Raw genomic sequence first — 18,210 nt, forward strand, 5'->3', positions numbered from 1 at the left:
TTTCAGACCTTCGTCATCCGCTCGGTGCGCAAAGCGGCAAGGTGCGGGTATTTTTCCGTCAGAAGCGCGCCGCGGTAGTAGGTCTTCTCGAACGGCTCCGTCAGCCTGATCCGGTCCAGCCATGCATCGATCGCCGGATAATCCTTCCACAACCCGCCCAGATTGATGTCGTCCATGCGCACGAGAACCGGCATGATCGCAATGTCCGCCAGGGAGATGTCCTGACCCAGGATCCAAGGCCCGCCAGTCTCTTCCAGCCAGCGCGCCATACGTTCGACGCCGCGTGTCAACCGGCCCAGCGCCTCGTCCATATCCGCCTTCGGAAAACCGGTGCGGCCCATTTTCATCAGAAACTCCCTGCGCAGCGGCTTGCTGTCGCAAAGCGCCTGAAAGTCCGTCTCGGTCATCGACTGGAAATGCGGCAGGAAGGCCAGATTGTAGGACGGCACCCGGATCGCCGCTGTCGGCACCTCGTCGATAAAGCGCATCATGGCCCGCAGTCCCGCCGTTTCGCGCGGGTCCTCGGGCCGCATGCGCGCGGTCCCCGGAAATATGTCTTCCAGGTATTCCAGGATCACCGCGCTGTCGATGACGGGCGTTCCATCGTGAACCAGGGCCGGCACGACACCGTTGGGATTGATTGCCAGGTACTCCGGCTTCAACTGATCGCCGGAAAACAGATCCAGCTTGTGTTCCTCAAATGCGATGCCCTTGGCATGCAGCGCGTAGCGCACCCGCTGGGAACAGGTCGATTGCGGCGCATTGTGAAGCACGAAAGAACTCATGATCCTCAATCCCAGTTCAGGATGCGCGGCAGCTTCCTGAGTCGCGCGAGCGTGCCGACGATGCCAAGCGGGAAGAACATCAGGCAGATCATCATGATGAGACCTGTTGCCAGGATGTTGATTTCCGAAGCGCCCAGGGTGGCGACAAAGAACTCGTTGAAGGCCACCAGGAGCACGGCGCCGATCACCGGCCCGGCGATGGTGCCCTTTCCACCGAGAATGCAGATCAGCACCATGTTCACCGAGACGAGTATGATCAGGAAGATGTTCGGCCGGATATAGGTCAGGTATTCGCCCCAGACCGCCCCGGCCATGCCAACAAAGAACGCCGAGATGGCGAAGGCGAGTGTCTTGTAGAACCGGGTGTTGATGCCCGCGCTTTCCGCCTTGATCTCGTCCTTGGAAATGGCCCGCAGACCCAGTCCGAACTTGGAGTGCTTGATGCGGTAGGCGGCCCAGACAGAGAAGGCGGCCATGAGGACGAAGGCATAATAGTAGGGCAGCTTGGCCCACTGCACGGGAAGGTCGTTCGCCTTCAGGGACACGCCCGCGGCCCCGCCGACGAATTCCCAGTTTTCGAACAGGATGCGGAAAATCATCACCAGCGCCAGTGAGGAAATGATGAAGGACGGACCGCGCACCCGCAGGGTGATCTGACCGATGAGGTAGCCGAGCAGACCGGCGACAAGACCGGCGAACGGCGCCAGGATGATCGTCGAGATGCCGTAACGGGCGAAGATCATGCCCGCGAAATACCCGCCGACCGCGAAGAACACATTGTGCCCAAGCGAGATATAGCCGGTGAAGCCACCCAGAATATTCCAGCCCGAAGCCATGACCACATAACTGGCCGTGAACAAAACAAGATGGATCAGATAATTGTAGTTGCCGGTGAATTGCAGGAGGGGCAACAGCAGGAGCAGCGCCAGAACGATGGCCGGGAACCAGTAGGCCCGCTCCTTCGAAACCTCCTGGACGAGGCCGGCGTTATAGGCTTTACGCGCCACGAGCACGTCATTGGTATCAAGGCTAGCCACTATGCCAACTCCGGTTTTTCGCCAAAGATTCCCTGGGGCCTGACAAGCAGCACCACGAACAAGGCGACAAAGAACGTCAGGGTGGACCAGGTAGCGCCGAAATAGGCGCCGATGAACGCGGCGACGACAGCCAGGATGAACGAGGCCAGGACGGTGCCGAAAATAGAACCCATGCCGCCAAGCACCACGAGGGACATCAGGACAGCGATCCACTCCCAGTGTTTTGCCGGAAAGAAAGAGAACACGAAGGACACCAGCGATCCCGCGGCACCGGCGAGGCCGATCCCGATCGCGAAACTTACAAGCCCGACCAAATTGACGTTCACGCCGAGCAGTTCGGCCGCCTCCCGGTTCTGGGTGGTGGCGCGGATCGCATAGCCGAAGCGGGAGTATTTCAGGAACAGCGCCAGCGCGGAAATGATCGCGAGGGAAACAATGCCGGCATAGAGCTGTCCCTTGGGGATGAAGATGTCACCGATAAAGAAGGCGTCGGTCGCATAGTCCGGCGACGTGACGCGCTGTGTGTTGGTGAAAGCCGTCCCCAGGGCCCCTTCCAGCACCATCGCCAGGGCGAAGGTCAGGAGCACGGTCATTTCGGAGTATTTCGCCGATCTGGCCTCGCGTTCGAAGACCAGCTTGTAAAGGATCACGCCGGTTGCCGCGAGGATGACGGCGGCAATCGGCAGCGTGAGAAGCGGGTCGATCCCGTAGAGCCGGGCCGCCCAGTAGGCGACATAGGCTCCCGCCATGATCAGCACCGGATGGGCCAGGTTGACGATGCGCATGACACCGAAAACCAGACTCAGCCCCGATCCCATCAGGGCATAGACACCACCGAGCGCCATCCCGAGTATAAGTATCTGAATGACCTCAGCCATTACGCCGCCTTCTTTCCACCAAGATAGAGTTCCTGGATCCTCGGATCCGTCAGCACCTCCGCCGCGGGCCCCTCGAACAGGGTCCGGCCAAGGTCGAGCACAACGCCCCAGTCGGCGTGCTTCAATCCCATCATCGCGTTCTGCTCCACCAGCAGGATGGTGATCCCCTCATCGGCCATCAGCCGCATGATGGAGAAGACTTCCTTGACGATCTTGGGAGCGAGCCCGAGTGAGGGTTCGTCGAGCATGACGATTTCCGGCTTGAGGATCAGGGTGCGCGCCATCGCCAGGGTCTGCTGCTGGCCACCCGACATGGTGCCGGCATGCTGGTCGCGCCGTTCTCCCAGGATCGGAAAACGCTCCTCGATTTCGTCGATCCGCTTTTCCAGGTTCGACTTGTCGGCCAGAGAAAAGCCGCCCATGCGCAGGTTTTCCCGAACGGTCATCTTGGGAAACAGCGCTCTTTCCTGCGGGACGAAGCATATGCCCCGGCGCAGAATCTGGTCCGGCCGCTTGCCCTTGAGGCTTGCACCCTTGAAGGTCACGCTGCCCTGGCGGATCTTCAGCATGCCGACGATCGTCTTCAGCAGCGTGGATTTGCCGGCTCCGTTGGGACCGATGATGCAGTGAACCTTGCCCGGCTGAACCGACAGGTTGGCGCCGTCCAGGATGGCGGGACCGTCGCCGTAACCGGCAACCACGTTGGAAACTTCCAGAAGTCCGCTCATGCAGCCTCCTCAAGTGCGCCGCCAAGATAGGCGTCCAGCACGTCCGGGTTTTCGCGGACCTCGTCGGGCGAGCCGTCGGCAATCACCCGTCCATGTGCCATGACGACAACCCGGTGAGACAACCGCATGATCAGGTCCATGTTGTGCTCGACGATAAGGACCGTCAGCCCCTGCTCGTTGAGCTTGCGGATATGGCCGATGATTTCCTCCAGCAACGTCGGGTTGACGCCGCCGGCCGGTTCATCGAGGAGGATGATCTTCGGATCGCTCATCAGCAGCGCCGCCAGATCCATCAGCTTTTTCTGGCCGTAGCTCAGGTTGGACCCGTCTTCGTTGGCGATGCGTGTGATGCCGAGGAATTCGAGAATGCCGAAGGCCTTGTCGATCTCCTCCGCGCTCATCGCCGGCCGGAAGAGATCCCGCCAACCGTGGATCTTCGACTGACAGATAACGTTTTCAAGCACCGTCATGTCAGCAAGATTGCGCGAAATCTGGAAGGTCCGCGACAGGCCCGCCGCAGTGACCTGATAGGGGCGGAGAGTGTCGATGCGCCTGCCATCCAGCCGGATTTCTCCGGCCGACGGCGCCATCGTGCGGCTGATGCAGTTGAAGGCAGTCGTCTTGCCCGCCCCGTTCGGCCCGATCAGCGCGGTGATCTTGCCACGCTCGGCGACAAACGAGCATTTGTCGACCGCCTGGATCCCGCCGAAGTGTTTGCTCAGGCTCTTGACCTCAAGCATATGCGCTCCTCCGCTCAAAATTCGTCCTGATCAACGGATGGCCTGTCGCAACCGACGGTCATCCGTTGTTCGGTACAAAGTGACCGGGTGCGTTGCCGTACCCGGTCGTTTTCAGCTTATCAGAATCCCTGCTTGGGATAGGTCATGTTGGAGACCCCGTCGAATTCGTCCGTCGGATAGACGAACTGCAATTCGCCGTCGTTCCACTGGGCGACGAGGAACGGCTTGTTCACCGGCAGACCGACGTCGTCCCAGGCGAAACGGCCCAGGATCGTGCGCACCGGGTCGCCGGCTGTGCGTTCGGACAACCATTTGCCCATGGCGGCATTGTCTGTCGATCCGGCGCCGATAATGGCCTGTTCAATCCCTTGGCAGACCGCGAAAGGGATGGCCGAATCTTCATCCGGCGCGGCGTTGTATTCCTCTTGGAACGCGGCGACGAAGTCGCCGTTGGTGAACTCTTCACCGGCGAGAGTGCCCTTGTAAGGCGCCGCGGGATGCCAGGACGTGTGCATCAAAATGCTGTCGGACGCACCTTGCGTGCCTTCATAGAATTCCGCCTGGGTGCCCTGGCTGTAGTAGACCATCTTGGGTTCCGCCCGAACGGTCTTCAGCGCACGCGTGATCTGCACCGCTTCTTCCGCGGACGCGGTCAGGGCGACGATCAGTTCGGCGTTGGAGCGTTTGATGGAGTTGGCGAGGTTCAGCCAATCGTTGAAACCCTCTTCCGGCCATTTTTCCGAAAAAACGACCTCGATGCCGGCTTCGGCGAGATAACCGGGAGCCAGATCGGCGACGACACTGCCGTCGGCCGGGTCCATGACCTGCTGACCCAGGAAACCGGCTTCAACCGCATTGGCGAAGAAATCGTCGGCGGCCACGACAGCGGCGGTCTTCGGACGCTCGCCTTCAGCCACCAGATCCTCGATCAGTCCTTTCAGGGAACTGCCGACATATTCAGCCGCATTAGGCTGGAAGTAGAACAGATTGTCGTGACCCTGCTTGTAGATGCGCAGGGCACCGCCGGCAGGGATCGGATGCACGTACCCGTATTTCGCCAGGATATTGGCGACCGGGAAGGTCAGGCGCGAGGAGAAGGTGCCGAAGACGGCATCGACGTTGTCGACATTGATGAACCGCTCATACTGGCTGATGGCGGTCGCCGGATCGGAGCGGTTGTCCGAGGTGATCAGCTCGATTTTCTCGCCGCCGATACCGCCTTTGTCGTTCAGCATCTTCACGCACAGGTCATAGCCCTGCTTGTGCTTGGCGCCGGCGATCGAGAACGCACCGGTCAACGGCAGGGATGCCCCGATCTTGATGTCCGCATGAGCAGCCGTCGCCATCGCGCAGACGGCAACCGTCGTGGTGAGTAGTGTAAGAAGCTTCATTACTATTCCTCCCAATGTTCGGAACTTGAGGCCCTCTTTCCTCGTCCCGGGACGCCGTTCTGGTTTTTCTTGGCGCCGTAAATCCGCCCAGCCGCGATTATTCCGCGGCCTGCGGCAATTCCAGACCTGTCGGGTATGGGGTTTCTTCGCTCTTGAGCTCCAGGCCAGAAGCCAGAGCAACGGTTTCAAGGAGTGCCGCGAAATCCATTTGCAGGTAGGCTTCGGGATCCTCCTTCAGCGTAGCCGCGCCGAAATGCGCCTGCAACGCTTCGCGGGTTGCTGCGGTCACCGGCATCGGGACGCCCAGATTGCGGCCCGACCCGAGCCCCAGGTCCAGATCCTTGCGCAGAAGCTCAGGCGTGAAGGTGGTCGTCCAGTCAAGATTCACGAAGGCGTTGGTCTTGTAGCGCGTATAGACGGAACCCATGACCGAGTTGTTCATGAAATCCAGGAAAGCGGCGCGCGGAACGCCCGCCTTTTCGGCCAGAATAGTGATCTCGGCCAGGTTCTGCGTGACAACGCCCAGAAAGACATTGTGGGCGATCTTGCAGAACCGGGCGAGTTCGCCCTCACCGACATAGGACGCACCATTGGCTGCAATCGCGGAGATGACCGGCTCCACCTTGTCAAAGGCCGCTTTCGGACCGGAGGCCACGGCGCTCAGTTTGCCTGCCTTGACGCATTTGCCGTTGCCGCTGACGGGCGAGGCAATCAGATCGGCGCCGCGCTCGGTAAGTCGGGCGCGGATTTCCGCAGAATGCTCACTGGAAATCGACGAGCAGTCGAGAAAAATCTTCGGAGTCCTGTCGCCGGAAAGAACTCCGTTTTCGCCGAAATAAACCTGTTCGACGTCCTTTCCGGTAGACACCATTGTGCCGAGAACATCGACACCGGCCAGGTCACGCGGCGTATCCACCAGCGTCGCGCCCTTGGCGGCCAACGGTTCAGCTTTCGACCGGGTCCGGTTCCAGACATAGGTGTCGAAGCCCGCATCGACGAGCCGCTCGGCCATGGGATACCCCATGCGCCCCATTCCGACCCACCCAATCTTAAGGCTGCTCATTATCTACCTCCACTTATATTCATTTTGCAGTCCGAGTCCTTCCCGAGAGCGAGAATTCAGACCGATGAGTCCCGTATCCACACGATGTCTGTGCGAACGTTTGCGTCTTTGATGAGATTGAAAACCGGGCAGCGCGCTTCCGTCTCTTCGACGACCTCACGCAGCCGCGCTTCGGATTCCCGCGTCCTTACACAGGCTTCGACCTTCACCGACTGGAAATGCGGCACGACACCCCTCATTCCGGACCGGCCGCGAATGTCGATGCTGAAAGCCGCGCTGAATTCAATTCCCTCGTAGGAAAAACCCATTTCGCGGGCGGTGCGTCCGAAGGTCACCGCTTCGCAGCCACAAAGGGCTCCAAGCACCGCCTGCAAAGGGCTTGGCCCCAGATCCGACCCGCCGTGAGCGCCCGGCTCATCGAGGGTCATGGTGCCGAATTCACCGCAATCGACGACTGTCGCCAATCCACCGGCGTTCTTCGCCGTGAGAACCTTGCGGCGAATGAGCGGCTTGTCGAAATCGGCCTTGTCGACGACCTGAACCATGTTCCCCCCACTCAGAGCCTGACCGGCCTGGCTGAATTGTCGCGCTTGTCATCTCCGCCGGTTAGTCGGCTGAAATTGCGCAATCGATTGCACGAATACTAGAAACGGATCCTCGAAGCTGTCAATCCCTTTTCGCAAACGATTGCGAAAATCTTTCCGCGACCTTAAAACTGAGCGCACCGAAACCAACGAGAACAGACGCATGAACAGACCGGTTACGCTGAAGGACATCGCAAGGGAAACCGGCGTCCATGTCTCGACGGTTTCGCGTGCGCTGGACCCCAATGCCCGGACGTCCCTGACGCGGGAGGTGGTGGAACGGATCCGCACCACGGCGGAGCGCATGGGCTACCGCCCGAACCGGCTAGCCTCAGGCCTGCGCACCAAACGCACGATGTCCATCGGGTTGATGATCCCGGATATCGAAAACACCCTGTTTCCTCCGATCGTGCGCGGTGCGGAAAGCGTTCTGGAACCTGCGGGATACACCTCCATCATCGTCAACACGGACAGTGACCGGAAGCGTGAAACCAAACTGGTCGATGTGCTGCTGGAGCGCGGCGTGGACGGCATCATTCATGCCGCTCCCTATCGCAGCGATCCACGCATGGTCGAAGTGGCGCGCCGGGGATTGCCGATGGTCACGGTCAACCGGCAGATCGAAAACTGCGATATCCCGGCCGTGGTCAATGACGATCCGGGCGGAATTGCGATGATGCTCCGGTATCTTCACGAGAAGGGTCACCGCCGCATCGCGCATATCGCCGGGCCGAAAAACCTCTCTACGGGCCGGACGCGCATAGAGGCTTTCCGGGCCACCGCACAGGAGCTCCACCTCGACCTTCCGGACGAAGCGCTGGTGGTTTCGGACTATTTTGATGAGCAGGAAGGTCGACGATGTACCCTGCAACTGCTGGACTCCGGCACTGGGTTCACAGCCATCCTGTGCGCCAACGACCGCCTCGCCCTGGGAGCATTCGACGCGCTGCGGCGGCGTGGGCTGTCCTGTCCGGAGGATGTCTCCGTCACCGGCTATAACGGCATTCCGTTTCTCGATCTCATCCCTCCGGGGCTGACGACAATCCAGATTCCCCAGTTCGACATCGGCCGCATAGGCGCGGAGCTGCTCATCAAGATGATGGCCGATCCAGATGTCACGATTCCCAGGACCACCATCCTCCCCGTCAAGCTTGTCGAACGCGGCAGCGTGAAACGCATCGACCCGGCTTGACGGAACAAGTTTTCCGGCGGTCCCGGGCACGGGACCATCGCCCCGGCACCTTCCAGATCCGCCATTCGTATTCCGATTGACCTTTTTGCAAACGATTGCATAATCGACTAGATTGCCTGCAATCGTTTGCATGAATGATGAGGCGCAATTGTCACGATTGCGTATAGTCAGGGGAACCGCATGACCGATGTAACCAACGACACGGAAATCATTGCGATCGAAGAGCATTTCATGCGGGAGGCTCTTGCCCGGCACCTGGGGTCGGCGGCCGATCCGGCATCCCCGCTTGGCAGGAAGCTCTACGACTTCACCGGCGTGCGCCTGGAGGAAATGGATGCGGCCGGCATCGACATGCAGGTGCTGTCGCACCAGTCCCCCGGCAGCCAGACCCTTTCCGGCGAAACAGCGGTGGAAGCCTGCCGGGCGGTCAACGACGCGCTCGCGTCCATCATCCGGGAGACGCCGGAGCGGTTCGCCGGCCTCGCGATGATCCCCAGCTCGGCCCCGGAAGCCGCGGCGGACGAACTCAGGCGCACCGTTGAGGAACTTGGCCTGAAAGGGGCGATGATCCACGGAAAGAGTTGCGGCGAATTCGTCGACGCACAGAAATTCTGGCCGATCTATGCCTGCGCGGAAGCGCTCGACGTGCCGGTCTATCTGCATCCTGCCCAGCCGGACAGGACCATGATCGAGGCCTGCTACGCGCCTTATGACCGAAGCCATCCGGCCCTGACCGGCCCCGCGTGGGGTTTTGGCGTGGATGCCGGGACGCATGCCATCCGGCTTGTCCTGAGCGGCGTCTTCGACCGCCATCCGAACCTCAAGATCATTCTGGGGCATATGGGCGAAGCCCTGCCGTTCTGGCTTCCGCGGATTGATGAATCACTCGCCCGGCCCGGAAACGCACCGGTGCGCTTTGCCGAAATCTTCAGAAGAAATTTCTTCGTGACCACCAGCGGCTTTTTCTCCGACGCGGCGCTTCGCTGCTGTCTGGAGTGCCTCGACCCGGAACATATTCTCTTCGCGGTCGACTGGCCCTATGCGGACAACCGGACCGGCGTCGACTGGCTGCGGTCCCATCCGATGGGTCACGACTGGAAAAAGGCGATCTTTTCCTCGAACGCCCGTGCGTTGCTGAAGCTCTGACACCTGAGGAACCGATCGAACCGAAACGTCAACCGAAGACCAGGACGCCAATCAAGATCGTGTAGAAAACGGCAAACGCCTCGATTTCCAAGGGTGTGAAACACCCCTCCGCTGGCCGGACAACGGAAAAAGCTGGATATCTGAGACCTGATCTCGGCACGCCGGTCTCAACTATCTCCATCACCCCCCAAATGAGCACTCACTCGTAAGCGCCCGCCGAATATGTGAGCTCGTAGCTGTGGGAATAGAGTTCGAAGACGATTCCAAAGGGGTCTTCGACATAGACCATGCGATAGGGCTTTTCTCCCGGGAAATATTCGCGCACGGGCATGCGCTGCCTTCCGCCGGCGGCGAGGATCTTCTGCAGCAGGCCTTCCAGGTCGGGATCCTGAATTGCGAAGTGGAACAGACCAACCTGGCGGTGGGGCAGATTGTCCTCGGGCTGGTAGTTGTCCGGAAACTCGAAGAGTTCGAAGCCGATGCGATCGCCCGTGGCCAGATGCGCGATGCGGAACCTGCTCCAGCCGGGGCCGAACACATCATTGCACATTGCGCCGATGGCGCTGTCGTCCTCCTCGATTTCGGTAGGCTCCATGATCACGTAAAAGCCCATCACGTCGCGATAGAAGGCGACCGCCTTGTCGAGATCCGGCACGGACAATCCGATATGAGAGAATGTTCTGGGGGGCGTTTGGGTCATAGCTGGCTTGCTTTCTGTTGCTGACAATATGTGTTGGAAAAACCTGTCATTCAAATTATCATTTCATATGAAAATGATAACAAAATGGAATTGACGCAATGTTGAACGCGGTCTGGCTGGAAACGTTCGTGACCCTCTGCGACCTCGGGCATTTCACCCGCGCCGCTTCGGCTCTGAACATGACGCAACCCGGAGTCAGCCAACATGTGAAAAAGCTCGAACAGCAGGTTGGCCAGCCGCTTCTGTCCCGAGATGGCAAGAGCTTCATCCCGACCCCTGCCGGGGAGGCGGTTCTGACCATCGGCCGCAGGCGCCAGATCGAGGAAAGGCAACTCGGAGACGCGCTGCAGAATGACGAACCCGATACCGGCGAGGTTTCGGTTGCCTGTTCCGGGTCCCTCGCCCTGCTGCTTTATCCGCTTTTCCTGGATCTCATGTCCGCGGCACCCGCGCTCGTTATCCGGCTTGAGGCCATGCCCCGCGCCCGCGTTCTGGAGGGCGTGGCAGACGGAACCATCGATCTCGGCATCGTCGATCACGCGCCGCGCCATGCCAGGCTGGAAGGCGACAGGATCGGCCATGAGGAGTTGTGCCTGATCGTCCCGAAGACCAGCGCCAAGCCGAAGACGATGGCAGACCTGGAAACGCTCGGCTTCATCGCGCATCCGGATGGCTATGCCTATGCCGACGAATTGCTTGCGGCCAATTTTTCGAAAGACTACCCCGGCGCGGACCGGCTTCGGCAACGCAGTTTCATCAACCAGATAGGCCAGATTCCCGAACCGGTTGCCCGGGGTCTGGGATATACGATCCTTCCCAGAAGCGCGATTGATGCCTATCCCGGACGCGACAGGCTGTCGATAGCGCCGCTCCCGCGCCCGGCACGCCATGAGCTCTGGCTGATACAACGCAAGGCCCGCATCCTGCCCGCCCGGACCCGCAAGGTCCACGCGATGATCGCGCAGACGCTGGGCAGTCCGTGAAATGGCCGGCTGGCGGCAACCGGTCTTTCAAATCCGCAGGTTGCCCGGAGAAAGGGTGTATTTCAGGCGAAAGAGATCTGGGTCTTGACGGCCTGCGCGCGGTCGCCGGCGATCTCGAAGGCGGTGACCGCGTCTTCCAGGGGAAAGGTCTGTGTGATGAAGGGTTTGACGTCGATCAGACCTTTCCGCATCAGACTGACCGCTGTGAAGAATTCCTCGTGGAAGCGGAACGAACCCATAAGGGAAAGCTCCTTTGCGGTGATGGCCATCATGGGAAGGCTCATGTCACCGCCCAGCCCGAGCTGGATGATCCGGCCTCCCGGGCGCATGGCGGCAATGCCCGCCGACAAGGCAGGCGCTGCCCCGGAACACTCGTAGAGGACGTCGAAGGTACCCTTGTCCGGCAGGAACCGGTCGAGACCGGTGGGGTCATCGGCCATGTTAACGGTGATATCCGCCCCGGCTTCCCGCGCCTTGGCAAGGGTGAAGTCGCTAAGGTCCGTCGCCACGATCGTGTCGGCGCCGGCGCGGCGGGCGGCCAGAATGCACAGGATACCGATCGGGCCGCAGCCGGTGACAAGCACCGACTTGCCCAGCAGGCTGCCGGCGCGGCGGGTGGCGTGAAGGCAGACAGCAAGCGGTTCGGCCATCGCCGCTTCACCGGCCGTCAGGCCATCGGCGGGCGCGCACTGGATCGCTTCGGCCACAAGGCTCTGCCGGAAGGCGCCCTGAATGTGCGGAAACGGCATGGCACTCCCGTAAAAGCGCATATTCAGACACTGATTGTGACTGCCTTCGCCGCAGAAGCGGCAGTTACCGCACGGACGTGACGGTGATACGGCAACAAGCTGACCAACCTTGAGATCTTCCACACCCGCGCCGAGCTCGGTGATGTGACCGGCGACCTCGTGGCCGAGGATCATCGGCTCTTTCAGCCGGATGGGACCGAAACCGCCGTGGTTGTAGTAGTGCAGATCGGATCCGCAGATACCGCCGGCAGCAAGCTGGATATGCACCTGGCCCGGGCCGGGCGTGGCGACCGTGCAGTCCTCGATGCGCAGATCCTTGGCGGCATGAATGACGATCGACTTCATTTGGGCTCACAGTCTTCGCGGTTGACATTGATTGTTATCGATAACATAAGAATTAAAACTGTCAATTCGTTTCGTGAGGAGGAATTCCAATGAGCCTGTCCCTGTTCGATCTGTCCGGAAAACGGGCCCTGGTAACCGGTTCGTCGCAGGGGATCGGCTTTGCCCTCGCGGGCGGTCTCGCTCGGGCCGGCGCGCAGATCGTGCTGAACGGGCGTGACGCCGCAAAACTCGGCAATGCCGCCGCGGCGTTGAGGGCGGAAGGCCTCAGTGTTGAGGAACTGGTGTTCGACGTGACCGACCATGAGGCTGTCAGGAAAGCCGTTGACGGCTTCGAGGCGGAGACCGGCGCGCTGGACATTCTTGTCAACAACGCGGGGATGCAGCACCGCGCGCCGCTGGAGGACTTTCCCGCAGATGCCTTCGAACGTCTGCTGCAGACCAATATTGCCTCCGTCTACCATGTCGGCCAGGCGGTCGCCCGGCACATGATCTCTCGTGGACAGGGCAAGATCGTCAACATCTGCTCGGTTCAGACCGCGCTCGCACGTCCCGGTATCGCACCCTACACGGCGACCAAGGGGGCTGTGGCAAATCTGACCAAGGGCATGGCGACCGACTGGGCCAAATATGGTCTCCAGTGCAACGGCCTGGCCCCGGGCTATTTCGACACACCGCTGAATGCCGCACTGGTCAACGATCCGGAGTTCACCTCCTGGCTGGCGAAACGGACGCCCGCCGGCCGCTGGGGCAAGGTGGACGAGCTGATCGGCACCTGCATCTTCCTGGCTTCCCAGGCATCGTCCTTTGTCAACGGAACCACTGTCTATGTGGACGGCGGCATCTCGGTGTCACTGTAATGACCGCTTATGTGATGATGGGCGTCTCCGGCTGCGGCAAGAGCGAAATCGGCGAAAGTTTCGCCGAAGCCATCGACGGCCGTTTCATCGACGGCGACGACCTGCACCCGCAGACCAATATCGACAAGATGAGCCGTGGAGAACCGTTGACCGATACCGACCGGGAGCCGTGGCTCGATCAGGTCGGCCGCAAGCTCGACAGCGACGGGCCGGTTGTCATCGCCTGCTCCGCGTTGAAGCGGATCTACCGGGAACGCATTGCCCGGGAGGCGGGCCGTCCCGTCACCTTTCTGTTTCTCGAAGGCTCGCGCGCGGTGCTCGTGGAGCGCATGAAGCACCGCAAGGGACACTTCATGCCCGTCGCCCTTCTCGACAGTCAATTGGCAACGCTGGAGCCGCCGGCTGCCGACGAGCTTTCCGTGAAAGCTTCTATCGACCAACCGCGCGAGCGGATTGTCGCGGACCTGGTCGCCGGACTTCGCGAGAGGGAATGAATGCAACGCACCGCCACGATGAAGGACGTCGCGCAGAAGGCGGATGTCTCGGTCATGACCGTCAGCCGGGCCTTCAAGCAACATGCCTCCGTCAGTGAAGAAACGAGAAAGCGCATTCTTCGCATCGCCGAGGAGCTCGGCTATGTCTTCGACAGCAATGCCGCGACGTTCCGGACCCAGAGAACCGGCTTCGTGGCCGTAATCATTCCCTCCCTCAACAACGCGAATTTCGCCGACACCACCGCAGCCTTGTCGACCGTGCTGAAACCGGCAGGCCTGCAGGTGTTGCTGGGCTACAGCAACTACGACATTCACGAAGAAGAGGAGATCGTCGAACAGTTCCTCCGGCGCAGACCCGAGGCCATTGTCCTGACGGGCGGGAGGCACACCGGGAGAACACGCGAGCTTCTGCGGCGGGCGCAGATCCCCGTGATCGAAACCTGGGATCTGCCAGCAGACCCGATCGGCCACATCATCGGTTTTTCCAATGCGGCGGCAGTGCACGATCTGGTCGGTCACCTGGTTGCATCTGGCCGCAAGCGTCTCGCCTTTCTGGGGGGAGATACAAATGGTGATACGCGCGGAGCCGATCGTAGGCTCGGTTTCGTCGCCGCGATGCAGCAACACGGCCTGTCGCCGGATCTGCTCATCAACGTCGGCGACCCGCCGATTTCCATGCGCGAGGGTGCCGAGGCCATGTCCCGCCTGCTGCGCGATCATGCCGAAACCGAAGCAGTGATCTGCGTTTCGGATCTCTCCGCCTTCGGCGCCTTGACGGAATGCGCACGCAAGGGTGTCAGGGTTCCCGAAGACATCGCGATTGCCGGGTTCGGCGCCTACGATATCTCCGCCGTCTGTTATCCGACCCTCACGACCATCGATCCGCATCCTGCCGAGATCGGCCAGCGCGCCGGCGAGCTGATCGTTTCGCTGCTGCGGGGGGACGGGCCTGGTGAAAATGATCCGATCCGTATTGAGATCGGGCCGCGGCTCAGCGTTGGCGGTTCCAGCGCCTGACGCCATTGCCTGGCCGTGAATCACCGGTCTGGACCGGTGAAAGGACCTGAAGGCGCCGGGAGGTTCAGGCCCGTGCCCTAACCGGCGACGAGGATCATCTCGAAGGTGACGCAGATCGGTGCCTTGCCGGGCAGGATATTTCCTTCAAAGAAACCGCCGTCCGGATCGACGCAGAAAATCGGCAGGGAGGGTCCGTTCGATCCGCCGCCCCGGGCTCCATTGAGAAACAGAACTTCCGAAATCGGCGATTCCATGCAGGACCCATCGGTGAAATCGGCCCCGATCAGGCTTCCGATCCCCAGTACCACCGCATTGCCCAGTCCCAGTTCGCCGGAAAGCTCGGCGACGGCCGTCGACAGATCCACATGTGGCGCCAGTGAGACAATGGCGGCATTGATGGCAGGCATGTCTCTCAGCTTCCGGGGCCGGAAGAAGGAGAAATTCGTTTCCGCGTCCACCGTCACATCGAAGCAGCCGCCATCGAACCGATACCCCTTCCCGGAATAGTCCGCGCCAATCGTCACCTGGTCGGGCAAAAGATGACCGGCGCGGCGCCCATGTTGAGGATCGTCCCAGATGGCGTGGCAATGGAGAAACCATTCGCCGTTCCGCTTGCCGACAATCGCGGTCCCCTGTGTCAGGGTCGCACCATGGCCCTCATGGGTCTGACTGTACCAGGCGACATGCTCCTCGTCCGGGGAGGTGTCCGGCATGACGAACTTGTACGGCCCCATGACCAGCCCGTCGAGGCGGACCACCGCGCTGTCGCAGCCGGCGGTGTCCATGACACCGGCAATGGCACTCATGAGCATCGCCCCCTTGCCGAGGCTGAAGGAAAGCGGCTCGGCAGAGCCGCTCACCACATGCCGGCGCGGGACTGTCGGCGGACCCGGATGCCGGATCATGTCAGACCGGCTCATGAAGTGCCCTCCAGCACGGGCATCAGGCCGCGTGCGGTCAGTTCTTCACGAATGAGCTTCTTGGTGATCTTGCCGTAGCCGGTCTTCGGCATGTCGGACAGAAAGACGAAATGGGTCGGCAACTTGTATTTCGCCAGCCGGCCATGAAGCGTGGCCAGCAGCGACATCTCGTCCAGCTCCTGCCCTTCTTCGGCAACGCAGACGGCAAGCCCGGTCTCGCCCCATTTCGGATGGGGTATGCCGAGCACCGCCACCTCCTTCAGCGCAGGGTGGGTCAGAAGCAGTTCCTCCACCTCGCGCGGATAGACATTGGAGCCGCCGGAGATGTACATGTCCGACGCACGCCCGGTAATGTAGAGATAGCCCTCCGCATCCATGTGGCCGAGATCCCCCGTGCGGAACCAGCCATCGCGGAAAGCCTTCCCGTTGGCTTCCGCGTCCTGGTAATAACCGGCGCAGACGGCGAGACCGGTCACGCAGATTTCGCCGCTGGCGAGGGGTGGCAAAAGCTTGCCGTCATCGTCCTGAATGCTGATCTGAATGCCCGTGCGCTCGATGCCACAGGTCCCGGCTCTGGCCCGAGGGCCATCCTCGAGATGGTGGTCGTGACGCGGCAGCACTGTGATCGCTCCCGTGACTTCGCCCAGACCGAAATACTGAACCAGAACCTTGCCCAGTTTGCGCAGGGCATATTTCTGATCTTCCCGGTACATCGGCGCGCCGGCATAGATGACATAGCGCAGGCTGCCGTGGTCATGCTCGTCGACGGAGGGATGCTCGACCAGCATCTTCACGATGGTCGGCACTGTGAACATGTTCGTCACCTTGTGGCGCGACACCAGCTCCCAGGCCACTGCCGGGTCGAAACGGCCTGCCGGCAGCAGAACGCTGACGGCGCCGACAGCGAGCTGGGTCAGCTGATGCATCCCCGCCCCGTGGGACAAAGGCGCCACCACGAGGCTGACATCGTCCGGTGTAGAGGCCGGCATCAGGTCGTTCAGGTGATTGACGATGGTGAATGTCAGCTGGCCATGGGTGAGAACGACAGCCTTGGGGCGTCCGGTGGAGCCTGAGGTGAAGAACATCCAGCAGGGTGCATCCCGGTCGGCATCGGCATTGGGCATGTCCTTGCCGAGGTTCTTCGCGATCAGGGCTTCGTAGGAAGGCCCGAAATCCGCATTGCCGATTGCAACCACGCCCATCATGTCCGGCAGGGCCGCGCGGCAGGTCGCGGCGTGGGCCGGAAAGCCCTGTTCGCAGAACATCATCGCCGCGCCGGCCTTTTGCGCCAGATAGGCGACTTCATCCGCGCCCTGGCGGAAATTGGACGGCACCCAGACCGCGCCAAGCCGGAAACAGGCCAGCATGATCTCGGTGATCTGGTTGTTATTCGGCGACTGAACGAGCACCCGATCCCCATGGCGGATGCCGAAATCCTCACGCATGGCAATGGCAAGCGCCGACACGCGGGCGTCCAGTTCCCGCCATGTCCAGCGGTCATCGCCCCAGATGATAGCCGGGCGGTCTCGGAGACGGCGCGCGTTTCGGGACAGGAAATGCGCGATGTTGGACGTGCGGGTCGACCAGGGAAGGGCCGTGTCCCGGTTCGCGGTTTCGAAACTCATTTTACCCGCTCCAGCGCAGCAGACACGACTTCTGCCATCAAGCCTTCCAGGCCCGGCGTTTCGGACTTTCCGAATTTGCTGTGGGCCCAATCCACGATCTGGGTATGGTTCATCTTGTTGCTCCCGGACGTCCGGGCAGGCCGTCAGGCCGCGCCCGGATTGTTGAGTTCCAGTTTTCTGTTCAGCTTCGCTTCTATCGTGCGTTTTTCACCTTTCAGAAGGCCGGCAATCTCCAGCTGGCGGTCGGGCTGCATGCGCGTGTCCAGCGCCGCGATCGACAGGGCCCCGATCGGCTCTCCGCTCGGGGCCATGAGCGCAATGCCCACCGCCCATGAATTCGGCAGATAGAGCCCGGGATTGACGGACCAGCCGCGCTCCCGGGTTTCTTTCACATGGGTGTGCAGAAGCTCCGGCGTATAGCCCGGATAACCGCTCGCGAGCGTTTGCGCGTTGTCGGCAATCACGTCATCCACTTCCCGGTCGGCCAGGGCCGCCAGGATCGCCATTGCACCGGCACCAACCCCGAGCGGGTGCCTTTGCCCGGCCTGAAGGGCGTAAGTGCGAATGGGAAAGGGACCATCCTCCCGGTGCAGGCAAACCGAATGACGTCCCCGCCGGATCGACAGAAAGCAGGTGTCCTCGCTCTCCCGCGCCAGGGCGCCAAGGCTGTCGATTGCCAGATCGAGAAGATCGAACCGCCGGTTCGCCATCAGACCGATGACATAACTTTCCGGCCCCAGAGCATAGGACCGGCTGTCCTCGTCCTGTTCGACCATTCCGGCCCGGATAAGCGCCAGCAGCATGCGCCGGACGGTCGGGCGGCTCAACCCGCTTTGCTCAACCAGGGTGTTTATCGATACGGCGTTTCCGCCGGCCCGGGCGATTGCCGACAGCAGGCCGAGTGCCCGATCAACACTCTGCGCCCCACCCGGCTCCGCCTCTTTTTGTTGCACTGCGCTATCCATATTGTAGACGC

Annotated in this window: 19 protein-coding genes; 6 read left to right on the forward strand and 13 right to left on the reverse strand. The window is 61.2% G+C overall.

Annotated features, from left to right (window positions below; translation table 11 throughout):
• Positions 1–2 precede the first annotated feature (2 nt).
• From OA90_RS18945 to OA90_RS18980, 8 genes are all read right to left on the reverse strand, one after another.
• Positions 3–785 carry a glutathione S-transferase family protein gene (locus OA90_RS18945; RefSeq protein ID WP_068415720.1) on the reverse strand — a complete coding sequence of 261 codons (783 nt, stop codon included), beginning with the start codon at positions 783–785 and terminating at the stop codon, positions 3–5.
• Positions 786–790: 5 nt separating this feature from the next.
• Positions 791–1,822, reverse strand: a complete 1,032-nt coding sequence (locus OA90_RS18950) for a branched-chain amino acid ABC transporter permease (protein ID WP_199823769.1) — start codon at positions 1,820–1,822, stop codon at positions 791–793.
• Entirely contained in the window at positions 1,822–2,700 is an 879-nt protein-coding gene (locus OA90_RS18955) for a branched-chain amino acid ABC transporter permease (protein WP_068415723.1), read from the reverse strand. The genes OA90_RS18950 and OA90_RS18955 overlap by 1 nt, the downstream gene beginning before the upstream one ends.
• Entirely contained in the window at positions 2,700–3,428 is a 729-nt protein-coding gene (locus OA90_RS18960; protein WP_068415726.1) for an ABC transporter ATP-binding protein, read from the reverse strand. The genes OA90_RS18955 and OA90_RS18960 overlap by 1 nt, the downstream gene beginning before the upstream one ends.
• Complete coding sequence (locus OA90_RS18965; protein WP_068415729.1) at positions 3,425–4,168, reverse strand: ABC transporter ATP-binding protein; 744 nt, start codon at positions 4,166–4,168, stop codon at positions 3,425–3,427. Before OA90_RS18965 ends, OA90_RS18960 begins: the two co-directional genes overlap by 4 nt.
• A gap of 119 nt (positions 4,169–4,287) precedes the next feature.
• Positions 4,288–5,559 (reverse strand): amino acid ABC transporter substrate-binding protein, encoded by a 1,272-nt coding sequence (locus tag OA90_RS18970; protein WP_068415732.1) that lies wholly within the window; start codon positions 5,557–5,559, stop codon positions 4,288–4,290.
• A 97-nt stretch (positions 5,560–5,656) separates the two neighbouring features.
• Positions 5,657–6,625: an NAD(P)-dependent oxidoreductase gene (locus OA90_RS18975; RefSeq protein ID WP_068415735.1), complete on the reverse strand. Its 969-nt coding sequence runs from the start codon at positions 6,623–6,625 to the stop codon at positions 5,657–5,659.
• Positions 6,626–6,678: 53 nt separating this feature from the next.
• A complete protein-coding gene (locus OA90_RS18980; protein WP_082837139.1) occupies positions 6,679–7,167 on the reverse strand; it encodes an OsmC family protein in 489 nt (162 codons plus the stop codon).
• Positions 7,168–7,369: 202 nt separating this feature from the next.
• On the opposite strand from OA90_RS18980, the gene OA90_RS18985 reads away from it, so the two are divergent.
• Entirely contained in the window at positions 7,370–8,398 is a 1,029-nt protein-coding gene (locus OA90_RS18985; protein WP_068415738.1) for a LacI family DNA-binding transcriptional regulator, read from the forward strand.
• Positions 8,399–8,578: 180 nt separating this feature from the next.
• Positions 8,579–9,544, forward strand: a complete 966-nt coding sequence (locus OA90_RS18990; RefSeq protein ID WP_068415741.1) for an amidohydrolase family protein — start codon at positions 8,579–8,581, stop codon at positions 9,542–9,544.
• Positions 9,545–9,743: 199 nt separating this feature from the next.
• On the opposite strand, the gene OA90_RS18995 is transcribed toward OA90_RS18990, so the two are convergent.
• Complete coding sequence (locus tag OA90_RS18995) at positions 9,744–10,244, reverse strand: lactoylglutathione lyase family protein (protein ID WP_068415744.1); 501 nt, start codon at positions 10,242–10,244, stop codon at positions 9,744–9,746.
• Positions 10,245–10,342: 98 nt separating this feature from the next.
• Between OA90_RS18995 and OA90_RS19000 the strand changes: the two genes are divergently transcribed.
• The gene (locus OA90_RS19000; RefSeq protein WP_068415747.1) at positions 10,343–11,227 is read left to right on the forward strand and encodes a LysR family transcriptional regulator; all 885 of its coding nucleotides are present in this window, start codon (positions 10,343–10,345) and stop codon (positions 11,225–11,227) included.
• Positions 11,228–11,289: 62 nt separating this feature from the next.
• Here OA90_RS19000 and OA90_RS19005 read toward each other — a convergent pair whose 3' ends face one another.
• A complete protein-coding gene (locus OA90_RS19005; RefSeq protein ID WP_068415749.1) occupies positions 11,290–12,321 on the reverse strand; it encodes an L-idonate 5-dehydrogenase in 1,032 nt (343 codons plus the stop codon).
• A gap of 89 nt (positions 12,322–12,410) precedes the next feature.
• On the opposite strand from OA90_RS19005, the gene OA90_RS19010 reads away from it, so the two are divergent.
• Genes OA90_RS19010 through OA90_RS19020 form a run of 3 tightly spaced genes read left to right on the forward strand, consistent with a single transcriptional unit; the run spans position 12,411 to position 14,689 of the window.
• A complete protein-coding gene (locus OA90_RS19010; protein ID WP_068415752.1) occupies positions 12,411–13,178 on the forward strand; it encodes an SDR family oxidoreductase in 768 nt (255 codons plus the stop codon).
• Positions 13,178–13,672, forward strand: a complete 495-nt coding sequence (locus OA90_RS19015; protein WP_068415755.1) for a gluconokinase — start codon at positions 13,178–13,180, stop codon at positions 13,670–13,672. Before OA90_RS19010 ends, OA90_RS19015 begins: the two co-directional genes overlap by 1 nt.
• Positions 13,673–14,689: a LacI family DNA-binding transcriptional regulator gene (locus tag OA90_RS19020; RefSeq protein ID WP_082837140.1), complete on the forward strand. Its 1,017-nt coding sequence runs from the start codon at positions 13,673–13,675 to the stop codon at positions 14,687–14,689.
• A gap of 77 nt (positions 14,690–14,766) precedes the next feature.
• On the opposite strand, the gene OA90_RS19025 is transcribed toward OA90_RS19020, so the two are convergent.
• The 3 genes from OA90_RS19025 to OA90_RS19035 all read right to left on the reverse strand — a co-directional run bounded on the left by OA90_RS19025 (position 14,767) and on the right by OA90_RS19035 (position 18,187).
• Entirely contained in the window at positions 14,767–15,609 is an 843-nt protein-coding gene (locus OA90_RS19025; RefSeq protein WP_082837141.1) for a hypothetical protein, read from the reverse strand.
• A complete protein-coding gene (locus tag OA90_RS19030; RefSeq protein ID WP_068415758.1) occupies positions 15,606–17,234 on the reverse strand; it encodes an acyl-CoA synthetase in 1,629 nt (542 codons plus the stop codon). Before OA90_RS19030 ends, OA90_RS19025 begins: the two co-directional genes overlap by 4 nt.
• A 143-nt stretch (positions 17,235–17,377) precedes the next feature.
• A complete protein-coding gene (locus OA90_RS19035; RefSeq protein ID WP_208986192.1) occupies positions 17,378–18,187 on the reverse strand; it encodes an IclR family transcriptional regulator in 810 nt (269 codons plus the stop codon).
• Positions 18,188–18,210 lie beyond the last annotated feature (23 nt).

The organism is Labrenzia sp. OB1 (genome assembly GCF_001624695.1).
In the GTDB taxonomy this organism is placed as follows: domain Bacteria; phylum Pseudomonadota; class Alphaproteobacteria; order Rhizobiales; family Stappiaceae; genus Roseibium.

Excerpts from the sequence above, each read along its gene's own strand:
- OA90_RS18945 (WP_068415720.1), bottom strand. The coding sequence starts at position 785 with ATGAGTTCTTTCGTGCTTCACAATGCGCCGCAATCGACCTGTTCCCAG.
- OA90_RS19020 (WP_082837140.1), top strand. The coding sequence starts at position 13,673 with ATGCAACGCACCGCCACGATGAAGGACGTCGCGCAGAAGGCGGATGTC.
- OA90_RS18955 (WP_068415723.1), bottom strand. The coding sequence starts at position 2,700 with ATGGCTGAGGTCATTCAGATACTTATACTCGGGATGGCGCTCGGTGGT.
- OA90_RS19025 (WP_082837141.1), bottom strand. The coding sequence starts at position 15,609 with ATGAGCCGGTCTGACATGATCCGGCATCCGGGTCCGCCGACAGTCCCG.
- OA90_RS19010 (WP_068415752.1), top strand. The coding sequence starts at position 12,411 with ATGAGCCTGTCCCTGTTCGATCTGTCCGGAAAACGGGCCCTGGTAACC.
- OA90_RS18960 (WP_068415726.1), bottom strand. The coding sequence starts at position 3,428 with ATGAGCGGACTTCTGGAAGTTTCCAACGTGGTTGCCGGTTACGGCGAC.
- OA90_RS18985 (WP_068415738.1), top strand. The coding sequence starts at position 7,370 with ATGAACAGACCGGTTACGCTGAAGGACATCGCAAGGGAAACCGGCGTC.
- OA90_RS19005 (WP_068415749.1), bottom strand. The coding sequence starts at position 12,321 with ATGAAGTCGATCGTCATTCATGCCGCCAAGGATCTGCGCATCGAGGAC.
- OA90_RS19000 (WP_068415747.1), top strand. The coding sequence starts at position 10,343 with ATGTTGAACGCGGTCTGGCTGGAAACGTTCGTGACCCTCTGCGACCTC.
- OA90_RS18995 (WP_068415744.1), bottom strand. The coding sequence starts at position 10,244 with ATGACCCAAACGCCCCCCAGAACATTCTCTCATATCGGATTGTCCGTG.
- OA90_RS18965 (WP_068415729.1), bottom strand. The coding sequence starts at position 4,168 with ATGCTTGAGGTCAAGAGCCTGAGCAAACACTTCGGCGGGATCCAGGCG.
- OA90_RS18980 (WP_082837139.1), bottom strand. The coding sequence starts at position 7,167 with ATGGTTCAGGTCGTCGACAAGGCCGATTTCGACAAGCCGCTCATTCGC.
- OA90_RS19030 (WP_068415758.1), bottom strand. The coding sequence starts at position 17,234 with ATGAGTTTCGAAACCGCGAACCGGGACACGGCCCTTCCCTGGTCGACC.
- OA90_RS19015 (WP_068415755.1), top strand. The coding sequence starts at position 13,178 with ATGACCGCTTATGTGATGATGGGCGTCTCCGGCTGCGGCAAGAGCGAA.
- OA90_RS18990 (WP_068415741.1), top strand. The coding sequence starts at position 8,579 with ATGACCGATGTAACCAACGACACGGAAATCATTGCGATCGAAGAGCAT.
- OA90_RS18970 (WP_068415732.1), bottom strand. The coding sequence starts at position 5,559 with ATGAAGCTTCTTACACTACTCACCACGACGGTTGCCGTCTGCGCGATG.